This is a genomic window from Micromonospora sp. Llam0, from assembly GCF_003751085.1.
Classification (GTDB): Bacteria; Actinomycetota; Actinomycetes; order Mycobacteriales; family Micromonosporaceae; genus Micromonospora_E.
This window is the reverse complement of the sequence record NZ_RJJY01000001.1, coordinates 3,348,447-3,365,620: the sequence shown is the minus strand read 5'-3', so window position 1 is coordinate 3,365,620 and position 17,174 is coordinate 3,348,447. Positions and strand designations below refer to the sequence as shown.

12 protein-coding genes and 1 pseudogene are annotated in these 17,174 nt (G+C 72.6%); 7 read left to right on the top strand and 6 right to left on the bottom strand.

Features of this window, described 5'->3' with window-relative positions; all coding sequences use genetic code 11:
• Positions 1–22: 22 nt before the first annotated feature.
• From EDC02_RS14620 to EDC02_RS14605, 4 genes are read right to left on the bottom strand one after another with little or no spacing between them, the layout of a single operon-like run.
• A complete protein-coding gene (locus tag EDC02_RS14620; RefSeq protein ID WP_199757639.1) occupies positions 23–1,420 on the bottom strand; it encodes a hypothetical protein in 1,398 nt (465 codons plus the stop codon).
• On the bottom strand, positions 1,395–2,297 hold the full coding sequence (locus tag EDC02_RS14615; RefSeq protein ID WP_123602436.1) for an alpha/beta fold hydrolase: 903 nt from the start codon (positions 2,295–2,297) through the stop codon (positions 1,395–1,397). Before EDC02_RS14615 ends, EDC02_RS14620 begins: the two co-directional genes overlap by 26 nt.
• Positions 2,294–3,205, bottom strand: a complete 912-nt coding sequence (locus EDC02_RS14610; RefSeq protein ID WP_123602435.1) for an SDR family oxidoreductase — start codon at positions 3,203–3,205, stop codon at positions 2,294–2,296. Before EDC02_RS14610 ends, EDC02_RS14615 begins: the two co-directional genes overlap by 4 nt.
• Positions 3,206–3,235: 30 nt before the next feature.
• Positions 3,236–4,813, bottom strand: coding sequence for a hypothetical protein (locus tag EDC02_RS14605; protein ID WP_199757638.1), 1,578 nt, complete (start codon positions 4,811–4,813; stop codon positions 3,236–3,238).
• A gap of 194 nt (positions 4,814–5,007) precedes the next feature.
• On the opposite strand from EDC02_RS14605, the gene EDC02_RS14600 reads away from it, so the two are divergent.
• Positions 5,008–5,904: an SDR family oxidoreductase gene (locus EDC02_RS14600; protein WP_123602434.1), complete on the top strand. Its 897-nt coding sequence runs from the start codon at positions 5,008–5,010 to the stop codon at positions 5,902–5,904.
• Between the two features lie 25 nt (positions 5,905–5,929).
• On the opposite strand, the gene EDC02_RS14595 is transcribed toward EDC02_RS14600, so the two are convergent.
• Entirely contained in the window at positions 5,930–6,583 is a 654-nt protein-coding gene (locus EDC02_RS14595) for an MBL fold metallo-hydrolase (protein ID WP_123602433.1), read from the bottom strand.
• A 212-nt stretch (positions 6,584–6,795) separates the two neighbouring features.
• On the opposite strand from EDC02_RS14595, the pseudogene rsgA reads away from it, so the two are divergent.
• A pseudogene (gene rsgA / locus EDC02_RS14590) lies at positions 6,796–7,876 on the top strand (ribosome small subunit-dependent GTPase A); the annotation flags it as partial.
• On the opposite strand, the gene EDC02_RS14585 reads toward rsgA, so the two are convergent.
• Positions 7,873–9,012: an LCP family protein gene (locus EDC02_RS14585; RefSeq protein ID WP_233605922.1), complete on the bottom strand. Its 1,140-nt coding sequence runs from the start codon at positions 9,010–9,012 to the stop codon at positions 7,873–7,875. The pseudogene rsgA and the gene EDC02_RS14585 sit on opposite strands and share 4 nt — an antisense overlap.
• Before the next feature lie 405 nt (positions 9,013–9,417).
• Here EDC02_RS14585 and uvrA point away from each other — a divergent pair, with 405 nt between their 5' ends.
• From uvrA to yvcK, 5 genes are all read left to right on the top strand, one after another.
• Positions 9,418–12,402, top strand: coding sequence for an excinuclease ABC subunit UvrA (uvrA, locus tag EDC02_RS14580; RefSeq protein ID WP_123604793.1), 2,985 nt, complete (start codon positions 9,418–9,420; stop codon positions 12,400–12,402).
• Positions 12,403–12,547: 145 nt separating this feature from the next.
• Positions 12,548–13,045, top strand: coding sequence for a Rieske (2Fe-2S) protein (locus EDC02_RS14575; RefSeq protein ID WP_123602431.1), 498 nt, complete (start codon positions 12,548–12,550; stop codon positions 13,043–13,045).
• 90 nt (positions 13,046–13,135) lie between these two features.
• Positions 13,136–15,103 (top strand): excinuclease ABC subunit UvrC, encoded by a 1,968-nt coding sequence (gene uvrC, locus EDC02_RS14570; protein ID WP_123602430.1) that lies wholly within the window; start codon positions 13,136–13,138, stop codon positions 15,101–15,103.
• Between the two features lie 159 nt (positions 15,104–15,262).
• Positions 15,263–16,162: an RNase adapter RapZ gene (rapZ, locus tag EDC02_RS14565; RefSeq protein WP_123604792.1), complete on the top strand. Its 900-nt coding sequence runs from the start codon at positions 15,263–15,265 to the stop codon at positions 16,160–16,162.
• On the top strand, positions 16,159–17,145 hold the full coding sequence (yvcK, locus tag EDC02_RS14560; RefSeq protein ID WP_123602429.1) for a uridine diphosphate-N-acetylglucosamine-binding protein YvcK: 987 nt from the start codon (positions 16,159–16,161) through the stop codon (positions 17,143–17,145). Before rapZ ends, yvcK begins: the two co-directional genes overlap by 4 nt.
• Positions 17,146–17,174: the final 29 nt, after the last annotated feature.

The window sequence follows — 17,174 nt, the reverse complement described above, 5'->3', positions numbered from 1 at the left end:
CCGGGCCGGTGCGGGCCAGGCCTCATCCTGCCGGTGTCAAGGACTCCCAGCTGACGCCCGGGTACCCGGCGGACTGTCGCCAGAAGTCGTCGAACTGGGCCAGGGTCAGCTGACCCGGCATCGGATACCGAGCCGGGATCGCCCGCAACGCCTCGTCGTAACGCGCGTACAGCGACATCTCACAGGGGAAGTCCGCCAGGTTCCGGCCAAGGTAGCGCCCGCTGCGGGTGGCCCGGTCGAGCACCGCCTGCCACCGCTCGGGCGGCGGCCAGCCCACCGCGTCCGGGACACCGTTCTGGAACAGCGCCAAATGGATGTCGGCGTACGGTTCCCGCTCGTCGAGGTAGCGTTCGACGTCATGCAGGCTCGGGTCCATGGTGAACGTCATCCAGTAGGGCACCGAGCCGGTCCGCAACGTCCACCACGGGTCGAGCACGATGAACGATTCGATCAGCAGCCGGCGCGCCGGGATGCGCCGCTGCCGGTACCACCACTGATAGAGGTCGGCGACCATCGGCGACGGCGCCGACGGCCGGTCGAACACGATCCGTCGGACCTGGTAGCCGTTCTCGGCGGCGAACCGGTCGATGTCTTCGGCCAGTTCCGGGGCGAAGCCCCACTCCGCCTCCGGGCTGACGCTGTCCGGTTCCGGGCCGACCCATTGGCGTACCGGGGAGTCGTAGCGGTGCAGGTACGCCGCCACCCGGGGGCCACCCCGGTGGAACTCGTTCTGGGTGGCACCGCCGACCGCACCGTGCTGGAACACCTGCCGCTCACCGACGGCGGTGGTCCGCCACCGCTTGCGGCAGTCGGCGATGATGATCGTCCCGCCGGGCGCCAGCCGATCCCGGAGGAACGCCTCGTACTCCGCGCCCAGGGTGCGCCGCTTGAACCGGAAGTAGGTCAGCGCCCGCACCATCAGCCGGTCCTGGTTGGCGTCGTGCATGTGGTGCAGCTGGATGTCCGGGTTGGCGTCGAGCAGCGCCCGACCCGGCTTCAGGCCTTTACGCAACGCGGTCGTCGGATCGTCCGGATGCACCCGCTGGGCGACCGGGATGAAGAAGGTCTGCGGCAGCCACGGCACCCCCAACGCCGCCCACAGGTGCACCAGCGCGCCGCTGGACGAACCGACCGCCACCGCCGGATAGCGGCGCTGCGGGTACTCCCGCGTCACCCACCGGGAAACCTCCGCCACGTCGATGCGGCCCATTTTCGCGGCCCGTACCGCCTCGGTCAGCCCGCCGACGATGAACGCCTTCTCCCTGGTCCGGCCCGGCAGCAGGTCGGTCGCCTTCACCAGCGGCTTCAACAGTGTCGACCGCCCCAGCGCGGGAAAGGACTCACCCCGTAGGTACGCGGCGGTGGCCAGCAGCATCGCCGAGGCCGAGTCGAAGCTAGCCAGGAACGTGGGCGCGGGCACCGTCGACACCTCCACCGGTCGTCGCGAGCTCGTCGAGGAAGCCGTGGATCACCCGGGCGAACTCGAGCGGGTTGTCGTGGCTCATCGCGTGCACCACGCCGGGCAGCCGGCGCAGCCGGCCGTCGGGAGCCTGCCGGCGCAGGTCGGCCACCCACCGGTCGGACACCAGCGGGTCGCGGCTGCCCCGGCACACCAGCACCGGCGCGCCGACCCGGCGGATCCTGTCCTCGGGCCGGTCGGCCAGCGCCGCCGAGAAGGTCCGCAGTACCCGCCCCACGCCCGCCCGGCGGTAGTCGGTCAGCTGGATCCGTTTGAGCCGGCCGGACTGGGTGGTCTGCTCGACCTGCCAGCGCCACAGCTGGCTGCGCCACGCGCGTCGACCCCGATCCACAGTAGGGCTGGCCAGCACCACCGCCGACACCCAGTCGGGGGCCTGGACGGCCGCCTCCAGCACCACCTGGCACCCGAGCGACACACCGACCAGTACGGCCGGGGCGGTGACCACGGCGGGCAGCCAACTGGCCACGGCGGTGCCGAGTTCGGCGACGCCCGGCACCGGCTCCGGCTTGCTGCTGCGGCCGCAGCCGGGCAGGTCCGGGGCCAGGACGGTGCCGGTGGCGGCGAGTCGGCCCGCCACCGGTACGCAGAGTCCGGCGGCGACTCCGAGCCCGTGCACCAGCACGATCGGCGGCCGGTCCGGGCTCTGCGTCGCCGGCACCACCGATCGGTCCCAGCACAGGCTGGTGATCGTCCACCCGGTGTCCGAGGGCGTGCCGGCCCGGACCCGCCAGCTCGGCGGGGCCGGCACCTCGACCCGCCGGGTGGCCGGCTGCGGCGTCGGCGAGCCGGGCGGCGACGGCGTCAGCAGCGGACTCATCGGGCACCACGCGAGGCGGGGTACGCCGTACTCCGGCCGCTGTCGACCCGGGCACCGAGCGGCATGGGTCGCAGCAGGTTGCCGGCGGTGTAGCCGACGGGGACGTCGGCGACCTGGGTCCGCCGCGCGGCCCGGGCGCGGGCCCGCCCGGTCAGCGCCGGCAGCAGCCGGGCGGCGAGCACCCCGAGCCGGGCACCGGGCCCGACGTGCACCTCCCGCCGAGGGCTGCGGACCAGCTTGACGACGGCCATGGCCACCTCGTCGGGGTGGCAGGGGTGGGCCGGCGGCACCACCCGCCGGCCGGTCCAGTTGGCGGCGCTGCGCCACATCGGGGTGTCCACCGGCCCCGCCAGCACCGTGCAGACCGCGATCCCGGGCACGTCGCGGACCTCCTGCCGGGTGCAGTCGCTCAGCGCCCGGACGGCGTGCGCGCTCGCCGCGTACGCGCTCTGCTGCGGCGTCGGTGCCCAGCCGTGCACCGATGAGACGGTGATCAGGGTCCCGTGTCCCTGGTCCCGCAACCACGGCAGCGCGGCACGGATGCCGTGGTAGGTGCCGTACAGGTTGGTCCGCACCACCTGATGCCACAGCTGCGCGGGGGTTTCCTCGACCGCGCCGTACAGGTTCACCCCCGCGTTGTTGACCCAGACGTCGATCCGGCCGAACCGGGCGACGGTCTGCCGGGCGGCGTCGGCGACGGCGTCGGCGTCGGTCACGTCGAGCGGAACCACCAGCACCTGTCCGCCCCGCCCGCGGCATTCGGTGGCCACCGTCTCCAGCGCGTCCCGGCGGCGGGCCAGCAGCACCAGGGTGGCGCCGGCGTCGGCGAAGCGGCGGGTGCAGGCGCGGCCGGTTCCGCTGGACGCGCCGGTGACGACGACGACTTTGTCGTCGAGGTGTCTGGCCACGGGTTTCCTCCCGGTCTCGGTGGGCTGGGGTCAGGTCATCGGGGGTACGCCGAACGGCAGCGCCATCGGCCGGCCCCAGTCCCGCCACGGTGGGCAGGGCAGCGGCGGTTCGTCGTCGAGGAACCGGTTGACCTCGTGGTAGAACGCCGGGGTGTCCGGCAGGTAGGGGTGCGCCTCGCGGACCGGGCAGACGTTGCGGGCGACCGGCAGCCGCCAGCCGTGCGGCATCAGCGGCAGGTCGGTCGCCGAGGTGACCGCCACCGCCCGCACCGGCGGTGGCAGCGGATCGGTCAGCACAGTGGCCCCGCCGTTGGCCGGGGCGAGCAGTTCCCGGGCGGCCGGGGCGTCCGGTTCGAAGTGGAAGTCCACCCAGTCGGAGATCGGCACCAGCAGCCGGAACAGGTCGCTGCCGACCCGTCCGGGCCCGTCGCGACCCGGTGGGAGGTAGCCGGCCGGGCTGTCCGGGAACGGCCCGATCAGGATCAGCTCGTCCACCTGGGTGGTGGCTCCGCCGGTCAACGCCTCCCAGGCCACCCACACCGCGTGCGAGTGGGCGGCGACCACCAGCGGGCGGGGCAGGTCCCGGACCTGGTCGGTGAAGATGGCGACCTGCTCGGCGAACGGCCGCTGGGTGTCCGCCCGGTCGTACGGGGCACCGGTGCGGATCGGGCAGCGGGCCCGGCCCTGCGGCTGACCGCCGCCGGGGCCGGCGTAGGAGAAGTAGAACGTCTGCGCGCAGGTGTAGCCGAGGACGTCGGTGCGGGTGCCGAAGATGGTGCCCCGGCCGGAGGCGGAGTTGATTCCGCTCATCAGCAGGATGGAGCCGGCGCGCGGGGCGGCCGGATCGGTGGCCGGCACCGACCTGGTGGCGATGAACACGGCGGTCGCGACCAGGAACAGCGTGGTGGCGCCGGCGAGCCGCAGCCGGGGGTACGCCGGGGCCGGGCGGGCGAGCAGCCGGACCGCGACCGCGGTCAACGCCCCGGAGACCGGTACGGCGACCAGCCGCAGCGCCGGGAACTGTTCGGCGAGCACGCCGAGGCCGATCAGGGCGGCCGCGTACGGCACGGTCACCTCGACCCGCAGTCCGTGACGCCAGGCGCGCGGCCATGCCCGGCGCAGCTGCGTCGCGCCCTGCCACGGCAGTGCAACGACGACGACCACGACGAGCGCCATCAACCCGAGGCCGGCCCAGAACAGCCGGGAGTAGAGGACGGCGGCGGCGATGTAGGTGGCCTCGGCCGCGAACAGCAGGACCGGCAGCACGGTTAGGTAGACGGTGGCGGCCAGGCGTAACCGTCGCCGGTCCAGCCCGCCGAGCATCAGCGCCAGCACGCTCACCCGTACCGCCAGCGCCCCGATCAGCCCGGCGGCGAACCACGGCCGGGACGGTGCCCTGGTCAGCAGCAACCGCAGGTCGGTGTACAGGTCGACCGGGGGCAGGGCGACCAGGTGGGCGAGGCCGGGCCAGCGGGGCAGCGCGCCGGTGGCCGCCAGCAGGGTCGCCCCGACGGTCAGCACGGCCAGCGGCCACAGCCGGGGCGGCCCGAGCCCGACGGCTGCCCGGGAAGCGCCGACGGTGTCCGTCCCGTCGTCCCGTGTGCCCATCAGTCCCGCCGCCCGTCCTGTCCCGGCCGGCCGCGAAGTGCCGGGTCTGGTGATGCCCTGCGAGGCTGCCCGGTGCCGGCTGGTTCAAACCTGCCCGGCGCCCGGCGCCCGGCGCCCGGTTTCGGTCCGGGGTGGTGTGGGTACGGCTGCGGCGTTCACACCCGTTGCGCCCGTACCGTGAGGAGCGAACGATCATGGCCGACCAGCACATCCGGCAGGATCCGACGGAGCAGTACGGTCAGCGGCGGGGCCAGCCGGTGCAGAAGCAGCCACCGCCGGGCACCGGCGCCAGGATGGATCCGCCGCCGGACCACGGCGAGGAGAGTTACCGCGGCTCCGGCAGGTTGACCGACCGGCGGGCGGTGATCACCGGCGGGGACTCGGGGATCGGCCGCGCGGTGGCGCTCGCGTTCGCCCGGGAAGGCGCCGACGTCGTCCTGTCGTACCTGCCGCAGGAGGAGCGCGACGCCCGGGAGACGGTCCGGCTGGTCGAGTCGGCCGGCCGGCGGGCGGTGCCGGTGCCCGGCGACATCACCACCGAGCATCAGTGCGTCGAGCTGGTGCGACGCGCTGTCGAGGAGCTCGGCGGCATCGACATCCTGGTCAACAACGCCGGGTACCAGATGGCGCAGGAGAAGGGGATCGCGGAGATCTCCACCGAGCAGTTCGACCGGGTGCTGAAGACCAACCTGTACGCGTTGTTCTGGATCTGCAAGGCGGCCGTGCCGCACATGCCGCCGGGGTCCAGCATCATCAACACGTCGTCGATCCAGGCGTTCGATCCGTCGCCGTCGTTGCTGGACTACGCGACCACCAAAGCGGGCATCGTCAACTTCACCAAAGGGCTCGCGGCGAACCTGGTCGACCAGGGGATCCGGGTCAACTCGGTGGCGCCCGGACCGGTCTGGACGCCGTTGATCCCGGCGACCATGCCGCCGGAGGCGGTGGGCAAGTTCGGCACCACCTCGCCGATCGGCCGGCCGGCGCAGCCGGCGGAGCTGGCCCCGTCGTTCGTCTTCTTCGCCTCGCAGGAGTCCAGCTACACGACCGGCGAGGTGCTCGCCGTGACCGGCGGTCGCCGCACGATCTGACCGTCGCCGCGTCGCCGGTGACGGGTCACCAACCGCGGGCCCGCCACTGTGGCAGCGCCGGACGCTCGGCACCGAGCGTGGAGTCCTTTCCGTGACCGGGGTAGAACCAGGTGTCGTCGGGGAGCCGGTCGAACAGCTTGCGTTCGACATCGTCGATCAATGACAAGAAGTTGCGCCGGTCGCCGCGGGTGTTGCCGACCCCGCCGGGAAACAGCGCGTCGCCGGTGAACAGGTGCGCCACCCCGTGCGGGTCCCGGTAGAGCAGGGCGACCGAGCCGGGCGTGTGCCCGACCAGGTGGACGACCTCCAGCTCACAGTTGCCGACCGCGACCCGGTCGCCGTCGGTGATGGTGGCGGTGACCAGCGGCAGTCCGTCGGCGTCGGCCGGGTGGGCGAGCGCGGCGGCCCCGGTCGCGGCGGCCACCTCCTCCAGCGCCACCCAGTGGTCCATGTGCTGGTGGGTGGTGACCACGGCGGCGAGGCCGGCCGGACCGATCAGCTCCAGCAGCCGGGGTGCCTCGTTCGCCGCGTCGATCAGCACCTGCTCGCCGGTGCTGGTGCAGCGCAGCAGGTAGGCATTGTTGTCCATCGGCCCGACCGCGACCTTGGTGATGGTCAGCCCGGTCAGCTCCCGGACGTCCGGCGCGCCACCGACGGTGACATCTCCCTGGTAGGGCACGGGAACCTCCTGCTGGTCGCGGCTGGGCGGAATTGGCTTTCCCCGGTTGCCGGGAGAAGGCTACCGTTGCCGTGACGCGTCAGGCAGAGCTCTCCGGAAGGGAGGTGGTGACAACCGTGACTGTCCGCTGCGGTTCGTCCGCCTCTCCTTCCCACCGGGGTCGTCCGGCCGGTCCGGCCGGCGGACGCCCCACGACCTGACAAGGGTTCTCAATGACGTACGATCTCGCGTCCCTCGGCTGGGACGCCTTCCACGACCGTGCCCTGCCGGCTCTCGACACCGATCATCAGCCCGGCCGGGTGGCCCGGGTGGACCGCGGGGTGTGCACCGTACTGGTGGCCGACGGACCGGTGCGGGCCAGTGTCGCCGGCGCGGTCCTCACCGCCGCCGCGGCCGACCCGGTGGCCCTGCCCTGCGCCGGCGACTGGGTGACGGTGCGGACCTGGCCGGACGAGCGGACCACCGTCGAGCAGGTGCTGCCCCGGCGGACCGCGCTGGTGCGCCGTACCGCCGACAAGGACTCCACCGGGCAGGTGCTCGCCGCCAACGTCGACACGGCCGCCGTCGTCGAACCGATGCACCCGGCACCCGAGCTGGGCCGCATCGAACGTTTCCTGGCGTTGGCCTGGGAGTCCGGCGCCGAGCCGGTGGTCCTGCTGACCAAGTGCGACGCGGTGGCCGACCCGGCGGCGGTGGCCGACCAGGTGTCCGCCGTGGCGCCGGGCGTACCGGTGATCACGGTCAGCGCGCAACGCGGTGACGGCATCGACGAGGTGTCCCGGCTCGCGGCGCCCGGCCGCACCCTGGGGCTGCTGGGGCAGTCCGGGGCGGGCAAGTCGACGCTGGTCAACGCGCTCGCCGGCGCCGAGGTGATGGGGGTGCAGGCCATCCGCCGGGTCGACGGCAAGGGCCGGCACACCACCACCTACCGGGCGCTGATCCCGATTCCCGGCGGCGGTGCGGTGCTGGACACCCCGGGGGTACGGGCGGTGGGTCTGCTGGATTCCGCCGACGGCCTGGACGAGGCGTTCTCCGACGTGGCCGAGCTCGCCGCCGCCTGCCGGTTCGCCGACTGCGCGCACAGCGGCGAGCCGGGCTGCGCGGTGCGGGCCGCCATCGAGTCGGGCGACCTGCCGGTGCGCCGCTGGGAGAGCTGGCAGCGCCTGCAGCGGGAGGTCGCGCACGAGATGCGTCGCCGGGACGCGCGGCTGGCCGCCGCCGAGCGGGCCAAGTGGAAGCGGATCTCGAAGGAGAACCGGGCACGTTACCGGCAGCGGTGACGCGCCGGGTCAGCTGCCGGTCGGGTGTTCGCGCAGCCAGTCGTCGACGGTGTCGGCGCGGACCGCCGCGTACAGGTCGGCCGCGGCCGCGTCGTCGGGGAAGACGACACTCTGCCCGGCCTGCTGACCGGTGCCCGCCGACGGCGAGGTGAGCATGGTCAGGTCGGTGCTGCGCAGCTGCCGCAGCGTCCACACCGTGTCGAACACCGAGGTGCCCTCGTCCACGGTGACCGCGTCGGCGGTGGCGCGCAGGAAGTCGTCGAGCCGGCCCGGGCTGGTGAGCAGGCCGCTGCCGCTGGCCTGGTCCAGCACCGCCGCGATGATCTCCTGCTGGTGCCGTACCCGGGTGAAGTCGCCGTCGGCGAACTGCTTGCGCTGCCGGGCGTAGTCCAGCGCGGTGTCGCCGTCCATCTGCTGCAGCCCGGCGGTGAACTGCCGGTACGGCGGGTGGACCGAGGTGAACGACTCGTCGACGGCGAGTTCGATTCCGCCGACGGCGTCGATGATCTCGGCGAAGCCGGCGAAGTCGATGAGCACCACGTGGTCGATCCGGACCCCGGTGAACGCCTCCACGGTCTGCACCAGCAGCGGCGTCCCGCCGGTGGCGTACGCGGAGTTGATCTTGTCCTGACGGCCGTCGCCGCCGTCCGGGTCCGGCACCCGGACCCAGGTGTCCCGGGGGATGGAGATCATCTGTACGGCGCTGCGGTCGGCCGGCAGGTGCGCCAGGATGATCGTGTCGGTGCGGGAACCGGAGGTGTCCGGATCCCGCGAGTCGCTGCCGACGATCAGGAAGTTCCTCGCCTGCTCGACGGCCTTGACGGGGCGTTGCGCCTCGGGCAGTGCGGTGAAGATCTCCACCTTGTCGACGTGCGACTCGACGGATCGGGCGTACAGCCATCCGGCGGTGGCGGTACCGCCGACCACCAGGAGCAGCGACAGCCCTACGACGAGCAGCGCGAGACGCAGCCAGCGGCCACCGCGGCGGCGGGTGGTCGGCTGCCCCGCACTCGCCGGTGGCGGCCCCGCGACCTTCCCGGATGGTGACGCGGCGGTACCAGCGGGTGGTGACCCGGCGGTGTCGTCGGGTGTGGGTGCTTCGGGTGTGGCGTTCGCTTCGACCATCGGGTCGGAGACCGCGTCGGACATGGGATCAGAGGCTACGTCGCCGCTGGCCGGCCCGACATTGCCGGCTTGGTCGGTCCTGCCGGCCGGATGGCAGCGGGGGCCGACCCGTCCCACCCCCCGATCGGACGGGCCGGCCCGCTGACACGTGGAGGAACCCCCTGCTCCACGCCAGGTCAATGGGTGACTTGACCAGTATGTGCAGTATGCCGGGTGATCCGGCGCCTCCGGGCGGTATTGGCGGGACCGGTGCCGGGATACCCCGATCGGGTGACGACGTGTGTCGGGCAGAGTTGTCGGAGCCTAGGGCTACAGTTGCCGGGGCGTCGGCCAGGTCAGCTACAGACCACTGGCCGGAAGCGATAAACGTGACGATTCAGACAGCCGATAACGCACACCTTTGTGAGCCTCTACGGGAGCAGGCGGACCGTGGCCGACCGATTGATCATCCGTGGCGCGCGTGAGCACAACCTCCGCGACGTCAGCCTCGACCTGCCGCGTGACGCGCTCATCGTGTTCACCGGGCTGTCCGGCTCGGGCAAGTCGAGCCTCGCGTTCGACACCATCTTCGCCGAGGGACAGCGACGGTACGTCGAGTCACTGTCGTCGTACGCCCGGCAGTTTCTCGGCCAGATGGACAAACCGGACGTCGACTTCATCGAGGGGTTGTCGCCGGCGGTCTCCATCGACCAGAAGTCCACCTCGCGCAACCCACGGTCGACCGTCGGCACGATCACCGAGGTCTACGACTACCTGCGGCTGCTCTTCGCCCGGGTCGGCGAGCCGCACTGCCCGGTCTGCGGCGAACGGATCTCCCGGCAGACCCCGCAGCAGATCGTCGACCGGGTGCTGGCCATGCCCGAGGGCACCCGGTTCATGGTGCTCGCCCCGGTGGTGCGCGGCCGCAAGGGCGAGTACCTCGACCTCTTCGCCGATCTGCAGGCCAAGGGGTACGCCCGGGCCCGGGTCGATGGGGTGGTGCACCCGTTGACCGAGCCGCCGAAGCTCAAGAAGCAGGAGAAGCACACCATCGAGGTGGTCGTCGACCGGCTCACCGTCAAGCAGAGCGCCCGGCGCCGGCTGACCGACTCGGTGGAGTCGGCGCTCGGCCTCACCGGTGGCATCGTGCTGCTCGACTTCGTCGACCTCGCTGAGGACGACCCGGCCCGCGAGCGGCGCTTCTCCGAGCACCTGGCCTGCCCGAACGACCATCCGCTGGCGATCGAGGACCTGGAGCCGCGGGTCTTCTCGTTCAACGCGCCGTACGGCGCCTGCCCGGAGTGTGTCGGTCTGGGGACCAAGAAGGAGGTCGACGCGGAGCTGGTCGTCCCGGACGAGGAGCGGTCGCTGCGCGACGGCGCCATCCAGCCGTGGTCCGGCGGGCAGACCCAGGAGTACTTCGCCCGGCTGCTCGCCGCGCTCGGCGAGGCGGAGCACTTCGACCTGGACACCCCGTGGCGCAAGCTGCCCAGCCGGGCGCAGAAGACCATTCTGTACGGCTCCGACGACCAGGTGCACGTCCGCTACCGCAACAAGTACGGCCGGGAGCGGTCCTACTACACCGGCTTCGAGGGCGTGGTGCAGTGGATCGAGCGGCGGCACACCGACACCGAGTCGGAGTGGTCCCGGGAGAAGTACGAGGGCTACATGCGGGACGTGCCGTGCGGGTCGTGCGGCGGCGCCCGGCTCAAGCCCGAGGTGCTCGCGGTCACCGTGGCCGGACGCAACATCGCCGAGGTGACCGGGCTGTCCGTCGGTGAGTGCGCCGACCTGCTGGGTGGGCTGGTGCTCACCGACCGGCAGAAGATGATCGCCGAGCGGGTGCTCAAGGAGATCAACGCCCGGCTGCGGTTCCTGGTCGACGTCGGCCTGGACTACCTGTCGCTGGACCGCCCGGCCGGCACCCTCTCCGGCGGCGAGGCGCAGCGGATCCGGCTCGCCACCCAGATCGGCTCCGGCCTGGTCGGGGTGCTGTACGTGCTGGACGAGCCGTCGATCGGGCTGCACCAGCGGGACAACCACCGGCTGATCGAGACCCTGGTGCGACTGCGCGGGCTGGGCAACACGCTGATCGTGGTCGAGCACGACGAGGACACCATCCGGACCGCCGACTGGATCGTCGACATCGGCCCGGGCGCCGGTGAGCACGGCGGCCGGATCGTGCACAGCGGGCCGGTCGACGAGCTGTTGACCAGCGACGAATCGTTGACCGGGGCGTACCTGTCCGGTCGCAAGGTCATTCCGGTGCCGGCCACCCGGCGGCCGGCGACGCCCGGCCGCGAGCTGGTGGTGCACGGTGCCCGCGAGCACAACCTGCGCAACCTGACCGTCACGTTCCCGCTCGGTCAGCTGATCGCGGTCACCGGGGTCAGCGGCTCCGGCAAGTCGACGCTGGTCAACGACATCCTCTACACCGTGCTGGCCAACCAGATCAACAACGCCCGGCTGGTGCCCGGCCGGCACACCCGGATCACCGGGCTGGACCACGTGGACAAGGTCGTCGGTGTCGACCAGTCGCCGATCGGCCGTACCCCACGGTCGAACCCGGCGACGTACACCGGGGTGTTCGACCACGTCCGCCGGTTGTTCGCCGAGACGACCGAGGCCAAAGTGCGCGGCTACGGTCCGGGGCGGTTCTCGTTCAACGTCAAGGGCGGCCGGTGCGAGGCGTGCTCGGGCGACGGCACGATCAAGATCGAGATGAACTTCCTGCCGGACGTCTACGTGCCGTGCGAGGTCTGCAAGGGCGACCGGTACAACCGGGAGACCCTCGAGGTCCACTACAAGGGCCGGACCATCGCCGAGATCCTGCAGATGCCGATCGAGGAGGCGGCCGGCTTCTTCGAGGCCATCCCGGCGATCCACCGGCACCTGAAGACCCTGGTCGACGTGGGTCTGGGCTACGTACGGCTGGGGCAGCCGGCGCCGACCCTGTCCGGCGGCGAGGCGCAGCGCGTCAAGCTCGCCTCCGAGCTGCAGAAGCGCTCCACGGGCCGGACCGTCTACGTGCTCGACGAGCCGACCACCGGGCTGCACTTCGAGGACATCCGCAAGCTGCTGACCGTGCTGGCCGGCCTGGTCGACAAGGGCAACACGGTGGTGGTCATCGAGCACAACCTCGACGTGATCAAGACCGCCGACTGGCTGATCGACATGGGGCCGGAGGGCGGGCACCGGGGCGGCACCGTGGTCGCCGCCGGCACACCGGAGGAGGTCGCCGAGGTCGCCGAGAGCCACACCGGGGCCTTCCTGCGCCCGGTCCTGGGCCGCACCGGCGACGCCGGTGGAGCCGCCGCCGCGTCCGCGCGGGCCGCGAAGGCCAACGGCGTGCCCGCCCGGACGAACAGCCCGACGACCCGGGCCAAGCGTGGCTCCGGCGGGCGACGGGCGGCCGAAGCGGTCGCACAGCATTGACCCAGCGACCGTACAGCGGCGTCTACGGCCGCGCATGAATCATGGTCCTGCCGTCATAACGGGATGAACCGTTCGTGACGCGTCGCCGTTTCTACTGGCGTGGCCACGGACGACCAGCCGTGGCAACTGACAGGAGGCAAGCTGAATGACTGAGCACCAGACGACGACCGACGTCGGTCCGACCAGCCGCCGGGCGCTGCTGATCGGCGCGGGCGGGGTCGGAGCGACCGTGGCGCTCGCCGCCTGCGGCACCGGCACCGACGACAACCTGGGCGACGGCGCCAACGCGCCGATCGACGCTGGCCAGTCCGCCGGCACGGACGGCGGTACGGACGACGGCGGCGACACCGGATCCGGCGGCGACGGGCTCACCACCAGCCAGGTGCCGGTCGGCAGCGGCGTCATCCTCGCCGCCCAGGGGGTCGTGGTCACCCAGCCCGCCGAGGGTGAGTTCAAGGCGTTCAGCAACGTCTGCACCCACCGGGGCTGCCCGGTGGCCAACCTCGACGGCGGCACCATCAACTGCACCTGCCACTTCAGCAGCTTCTCCATCTCCGACGGCTCGGTGGTCTCCGGCCCGGCGCCGTCGCCGCTGGAGGAGAAGACCGTCACCGTCGACGGCGAGACCATCTCGGTGGCCTGACGACCCGGTCGTCCGCGTCCGCCGGGTGCGTGCAGCCCACGCGGACGCGGACGACCGGAGCTGTCACAGCCCTCGACTACGCTCAAGGCGATGCCAGATCCGTCCAGCTACCGCCCCGCCCCCGGCACGATCCCAGACTCGCCGGGGGTCTACCGGTTCCGTGATCCCACCGGGCGGGTCATCTACGTCGGCAAGGCCAAGAGCCTGCGCAGCCGGCTCAACTCCTACTTCGGCGACCTGTGGCAGCTGCACCAGCGGACCCAGCAGATGGTCACCACCGCCGCGTCGGTCGACTGGGTCACCGTCGGCAGCGAGGTCGAGGCGCTGCAGCTGGAGTACCTCTGGATCAAGGAGTACGACCCCCGGTTCAACGTCCGCTACCGGGACGACAAGTCCTACCCGTACCTGGCGGTGACGCTGGACGAGGAGTTCCCCCGGCTGCAGGTGATGCGCGGGGCGAAACGCAAAGGGGTGCGCTACTTCGGGCCGTACTCGCACGCCTGGGCGATCCGCGAGACCCTCGACCTGCTGCTGCGGGTCTTCCCGGCGCGGACCTGCTCGGCCGGGGTGTTCCGGCAGGCCGGCCAGGTCGGGCGGCCGTGTCTGCTCGGCGACATCGGCAAGTGTTCGGCGCCGTGCGTCGGCCGGGTCGACGCCGCCGGGCACCGGGCGATCGTCGACGAGTTCTGCGACTTCATGGCCGGGCGCACCGACACCATGGTGCGCCGGCTGGAGCGGGACATGCACGACGCCGCCGAGGCGTTGGAGTTCGAACGGGCCGCCCGGCTGCGTGACGACGTCGCCGCGCTGCGCAAGGCGATGGAGAAACAGACCGTCGTGCTCGGTGACGGCACCGACGCCGACGTGGTCGCCTTCGCCGAGGACCCGCTCGAAGCCGCTGTGCAGGTGTTCCACGTCCGCGGTGGCCGGGTGCGCGGCCAGCGCGGCTGGGTGGTGGAAAAGGTCGAGCAGCTGACCACCGCCGACCTGGTGCACCACTTCTGCACCCAGGTGTACGGCCCCGAGCAGGGCGAGACCGACGTGCCCCGGGAGCTGCTGGTACCCGAGCTGCCGGCGGACGCGCCGGCGCTCGCCGACTGGCTGACCGTCCGCCGGGGCAGCCGGGTGACCCTGCGGGTGCCGCAACGCGGCGACAAGCGTGCCCTGATGGAGACCGTCGCCCGTAACGCCGGCGAGGCGTTGACCCGGCACAAGCTGCGCCGGGCCAGTGACCTGACCACCCGCAGCCAGGCGTTGGAGGAGATCGCCGAGGCGCTCGGGCTGGCCGCCGCGCCGCTGCGCATCGAGTGTTTCGACGTGTCGCAGATCCAGGGCACCGACGTGGTCGCCAGCCTGGTGGTGTTCGAGGACGGGCTGCCCCGCAAGGCCGAGTACCGCCGGTTCGCGGTCCGGGGCGCGACCGACGACCTGTCCGCGATGAGCGAGGTGCTGCGCAGACGCTTCGCCCGCCACCGCCAGCCCGCCGACGAACCGCCGCCGCTGGGGCCCGCTGACGACGTGCCGGCGCCGCCGCCGGTGGACGTGGGGCAGCCGCCGGCGGGTGTCGACCCGCAGACCGGGCGGCCGCGCCGGTTCGCGTACCCGCCGCAGTTGGTCGTGGTCGACGGCGGTGCGCCGCAGGTGCAGGCCGCCGCGACGGTGCTGGCCGAGCTCGGCGTCGACGACGTGGCGCTGTGCGGGCTGGCCAAGCGGCTGGAGGAGGTGTGGCTGCCGGGTGACGACTACCCGGTGATTCTGCCGCGCACCTCCGAAGGGCTCTACCTGCTGCAGCGGATCCGCGACGAGGCGCACCGGTTCGCGATCACCTTTCACCGGCAGCGCCGGTCGAAGCGGATGACCGCCTCCGGGCTGGACCAGGTGCCCGGTCTCGGCGAGACCCGCCGCAAGGCGCTGCTGCGGCACTTCGGCTCGGTCCGGCGGATCGCCTCGGCGACCGTCGAGGAGATCACCGAGGTGCCCGGCATCGGGCGGCGGACCGCGGAGACGATCGTCGCTGCGCTCGCCGGGTCGCCGGATGTCGGCGCGGATCGCACCTAGAATCCCATCTGTGGTGCCGACCTGCGCGCACCTGGCGCGCCGCGTACCCGAGGCAGGAGGACCGTGAGGCAGAACAGCCTGAACCCGGGCGACGACATCACCGGGCCGACCGACGACACACCGGCCGTGGCCTCGGTCGACGACCTGGCCAGCAGCGCCGTGCACGACGGCGAACCGACCGGCACCTCGGCCGACCAGAACGAGGCCCGGCTGGTCGTCGTGACCGGGGTGTCCGGGGGCGGACGCAGCACGGTGGCCCGGGCCCTGGAGAACGTCGGCTACTACGTGGTGGACAACCTGCCGCAGGCGCTGCTGCTCGACATGGCCGAGCTGGCGATGCGGGCCGGTGGGGCGGCCCGGCGGACCGCGATGGTGCTGGACGTGCGTAGCCGCGCCTTCTCCACCGACCTGGTCGGCGCGATCCGCGCCCTCAAGGAGCGCGGCTACCAGCCCCAGGTGGTCTTCGTCGACGCCGCCGCCGACGTGCTGATCCGCCGGTTCGAAAGTGTCCGGCGCTCGCATCCGCTGCAGGGTGACGGCCGGCTGGCCGACGGCATCGCCGCCGAGCGGGACCTGCTCGCCGAGGCCCGCGACCAGGCCGATGTGATCATCGACACCAGCCATCTGAACGAGAACCAGCTCCGGCGCCGGGTCGAGGAGCTGTTCGGCGGCGAGGACGCCCGCCGGCTGCGGATCACCGTGCTGTCGTTCGGCTTCAAGTACGGGCTGCCGCCGGACGCCGACTTCGTCATCGACGCGCGGTTCCTGCCCAACCCGTACTGGGTCCCGGACCTGCGCGAGTACACCGGCCGGGAGGCGTCGGTCAGCGGGTACGTGCTCAGCCAGGAAGGCGCCGACGACTTCGTCCGCAACTACGCCGAGCTGGTCAACGCCACCACCGCCGGGTTCGAGCGGGAGGGCAAACGCTATCTGACCGTGGCGGTCGGCTGCACCGGCGGCCAGCACCGCAGCGTGGCGATCGCCGAGGAGCTCGCCGTACGGCTGCGTCAGGCCCGGCTGTCGGTCAACGCCCAGCACCGTGACCTGGGGCGCGAGTGAGCGTACTGCGGGTGGTGGCCTTCGGTGGCGGGCACGGGCTGGCCGCCTCACTGCGTGGCCTGCGCCACGCCGGTGCCGAGCTGGCGTTGGACCTCACCGCGGTGGTCACGGTCGGTGACGACGGTGGGTCGAGTGGTCGGCTGCGGGCCGACCGGGGCGCGCTGCCCCCCGGCGACCTGCGCCAGGCGCTCGCCGCGCTGGCCGGGCCGGCACCGGCCGACCAGTTGACCGCCGAGTTGTTCCAGCATCGGTTCGTGCCGGTGCCGGGGGAGGCACCGGCCACCGACCGTCCCGACCCGCTCACCGGGCACGCGGTCGGCAACCTGGTGCTCTGCGGGCTGATGGAGCTGCTCGGCGACCCGGTCGCCGCCCTCGACCACGTCGGCCGGCTGCTCGGCGTGACCGGCCGGGTGCTGCCGATGTCCTGCGAGCCGGTGTCGATCGAAGCCGACGTGCGCGGCGGCGACCCGCGTCGACCGACCGACGTGGTCACCGTCCGGGGCCAGCACGCGGTGGCGGTCACCCGGGGCCGGGTCGAGTCGGTGCGGCTGCAGCCGAAAGCGCCGGCCGCCTGCCGGCCGGTGCTGGCGGCGGTACGCGACGCCGACTGGCTGATCTTCGGGCCGGGCAGCTGGTACACCAGCGTCATCCCGCATCTGCTGGTGCCGGACCTGGCCGCCGCGATCGTCGCCAGCCCGGCCCGCCGGCTGGTCACCCTGAACCTGGCGGCGGAGAAGGAGACCCTCGGCCTGTCGGTCGCCGACCACCTCGCCGCGCTCAGCTGGTACCTGCCGCAGCTGCAGGTCGACACGGTGCTCGCCGACGGTACGGCGGTCGGCGATCCCGACCCGGCGGCGCGTGCGGCAGAATCGCTGGGTGCGCGTTTGACGCTCGCCCCGTTGGCGGTCGCCGACGGCAGCCCCCGGCACGATCCCGTCGCGTTGGGTGCCGCCCTGGTGCCTGTCCTGGGGTCCGCTCGTTAAGCACGTACGTATCGGTACCCGCCGTCTAA

Coding starts and splice junctions, on each gene's coding strand:
- EDC02_RS14600 (WP_123602434.1), top strand. CDS start 5,008: ATGGCCGACCAGCACATCCGGCAGGATCCGACGGAGCAGTACGGTCAG.
- EDC02_RS14575 (WP_123602431.1), top strand. CDS start 12,548: ATGACTGAGCACCAGACGACGACCGACGTCGGTCCGACCAGCCGCCGG.
- uvrC (WP_123602430.1), top strand. CDS start 13,136: ATGCCAGATCCGTCCAGCTACCGCCCCGCCCCCGGCACGATCCCAGAC.
- EDC02_RS14585 (WP_233605922.1), bottom strand. CDS start 9,012: ATGTCCGACGCGGTCTCCGACCCGATGGTCGAAGCGAACGCCACACCC.
- EDC02_RS14615 (WP_123602436.1), bottom strand. CDS start 2,297: ATGAGTCCGCTGCTGACGCCGTCGCCGCCCGGCTCGCCGACGCCGCAG.
- EDC02_RS14605 (WP_199757638.1), bottom strand. CDS start 4,813: ATGGGCACACGGGACGACGGGACGGACACCGTCGGCGCTTCCCGGGCA.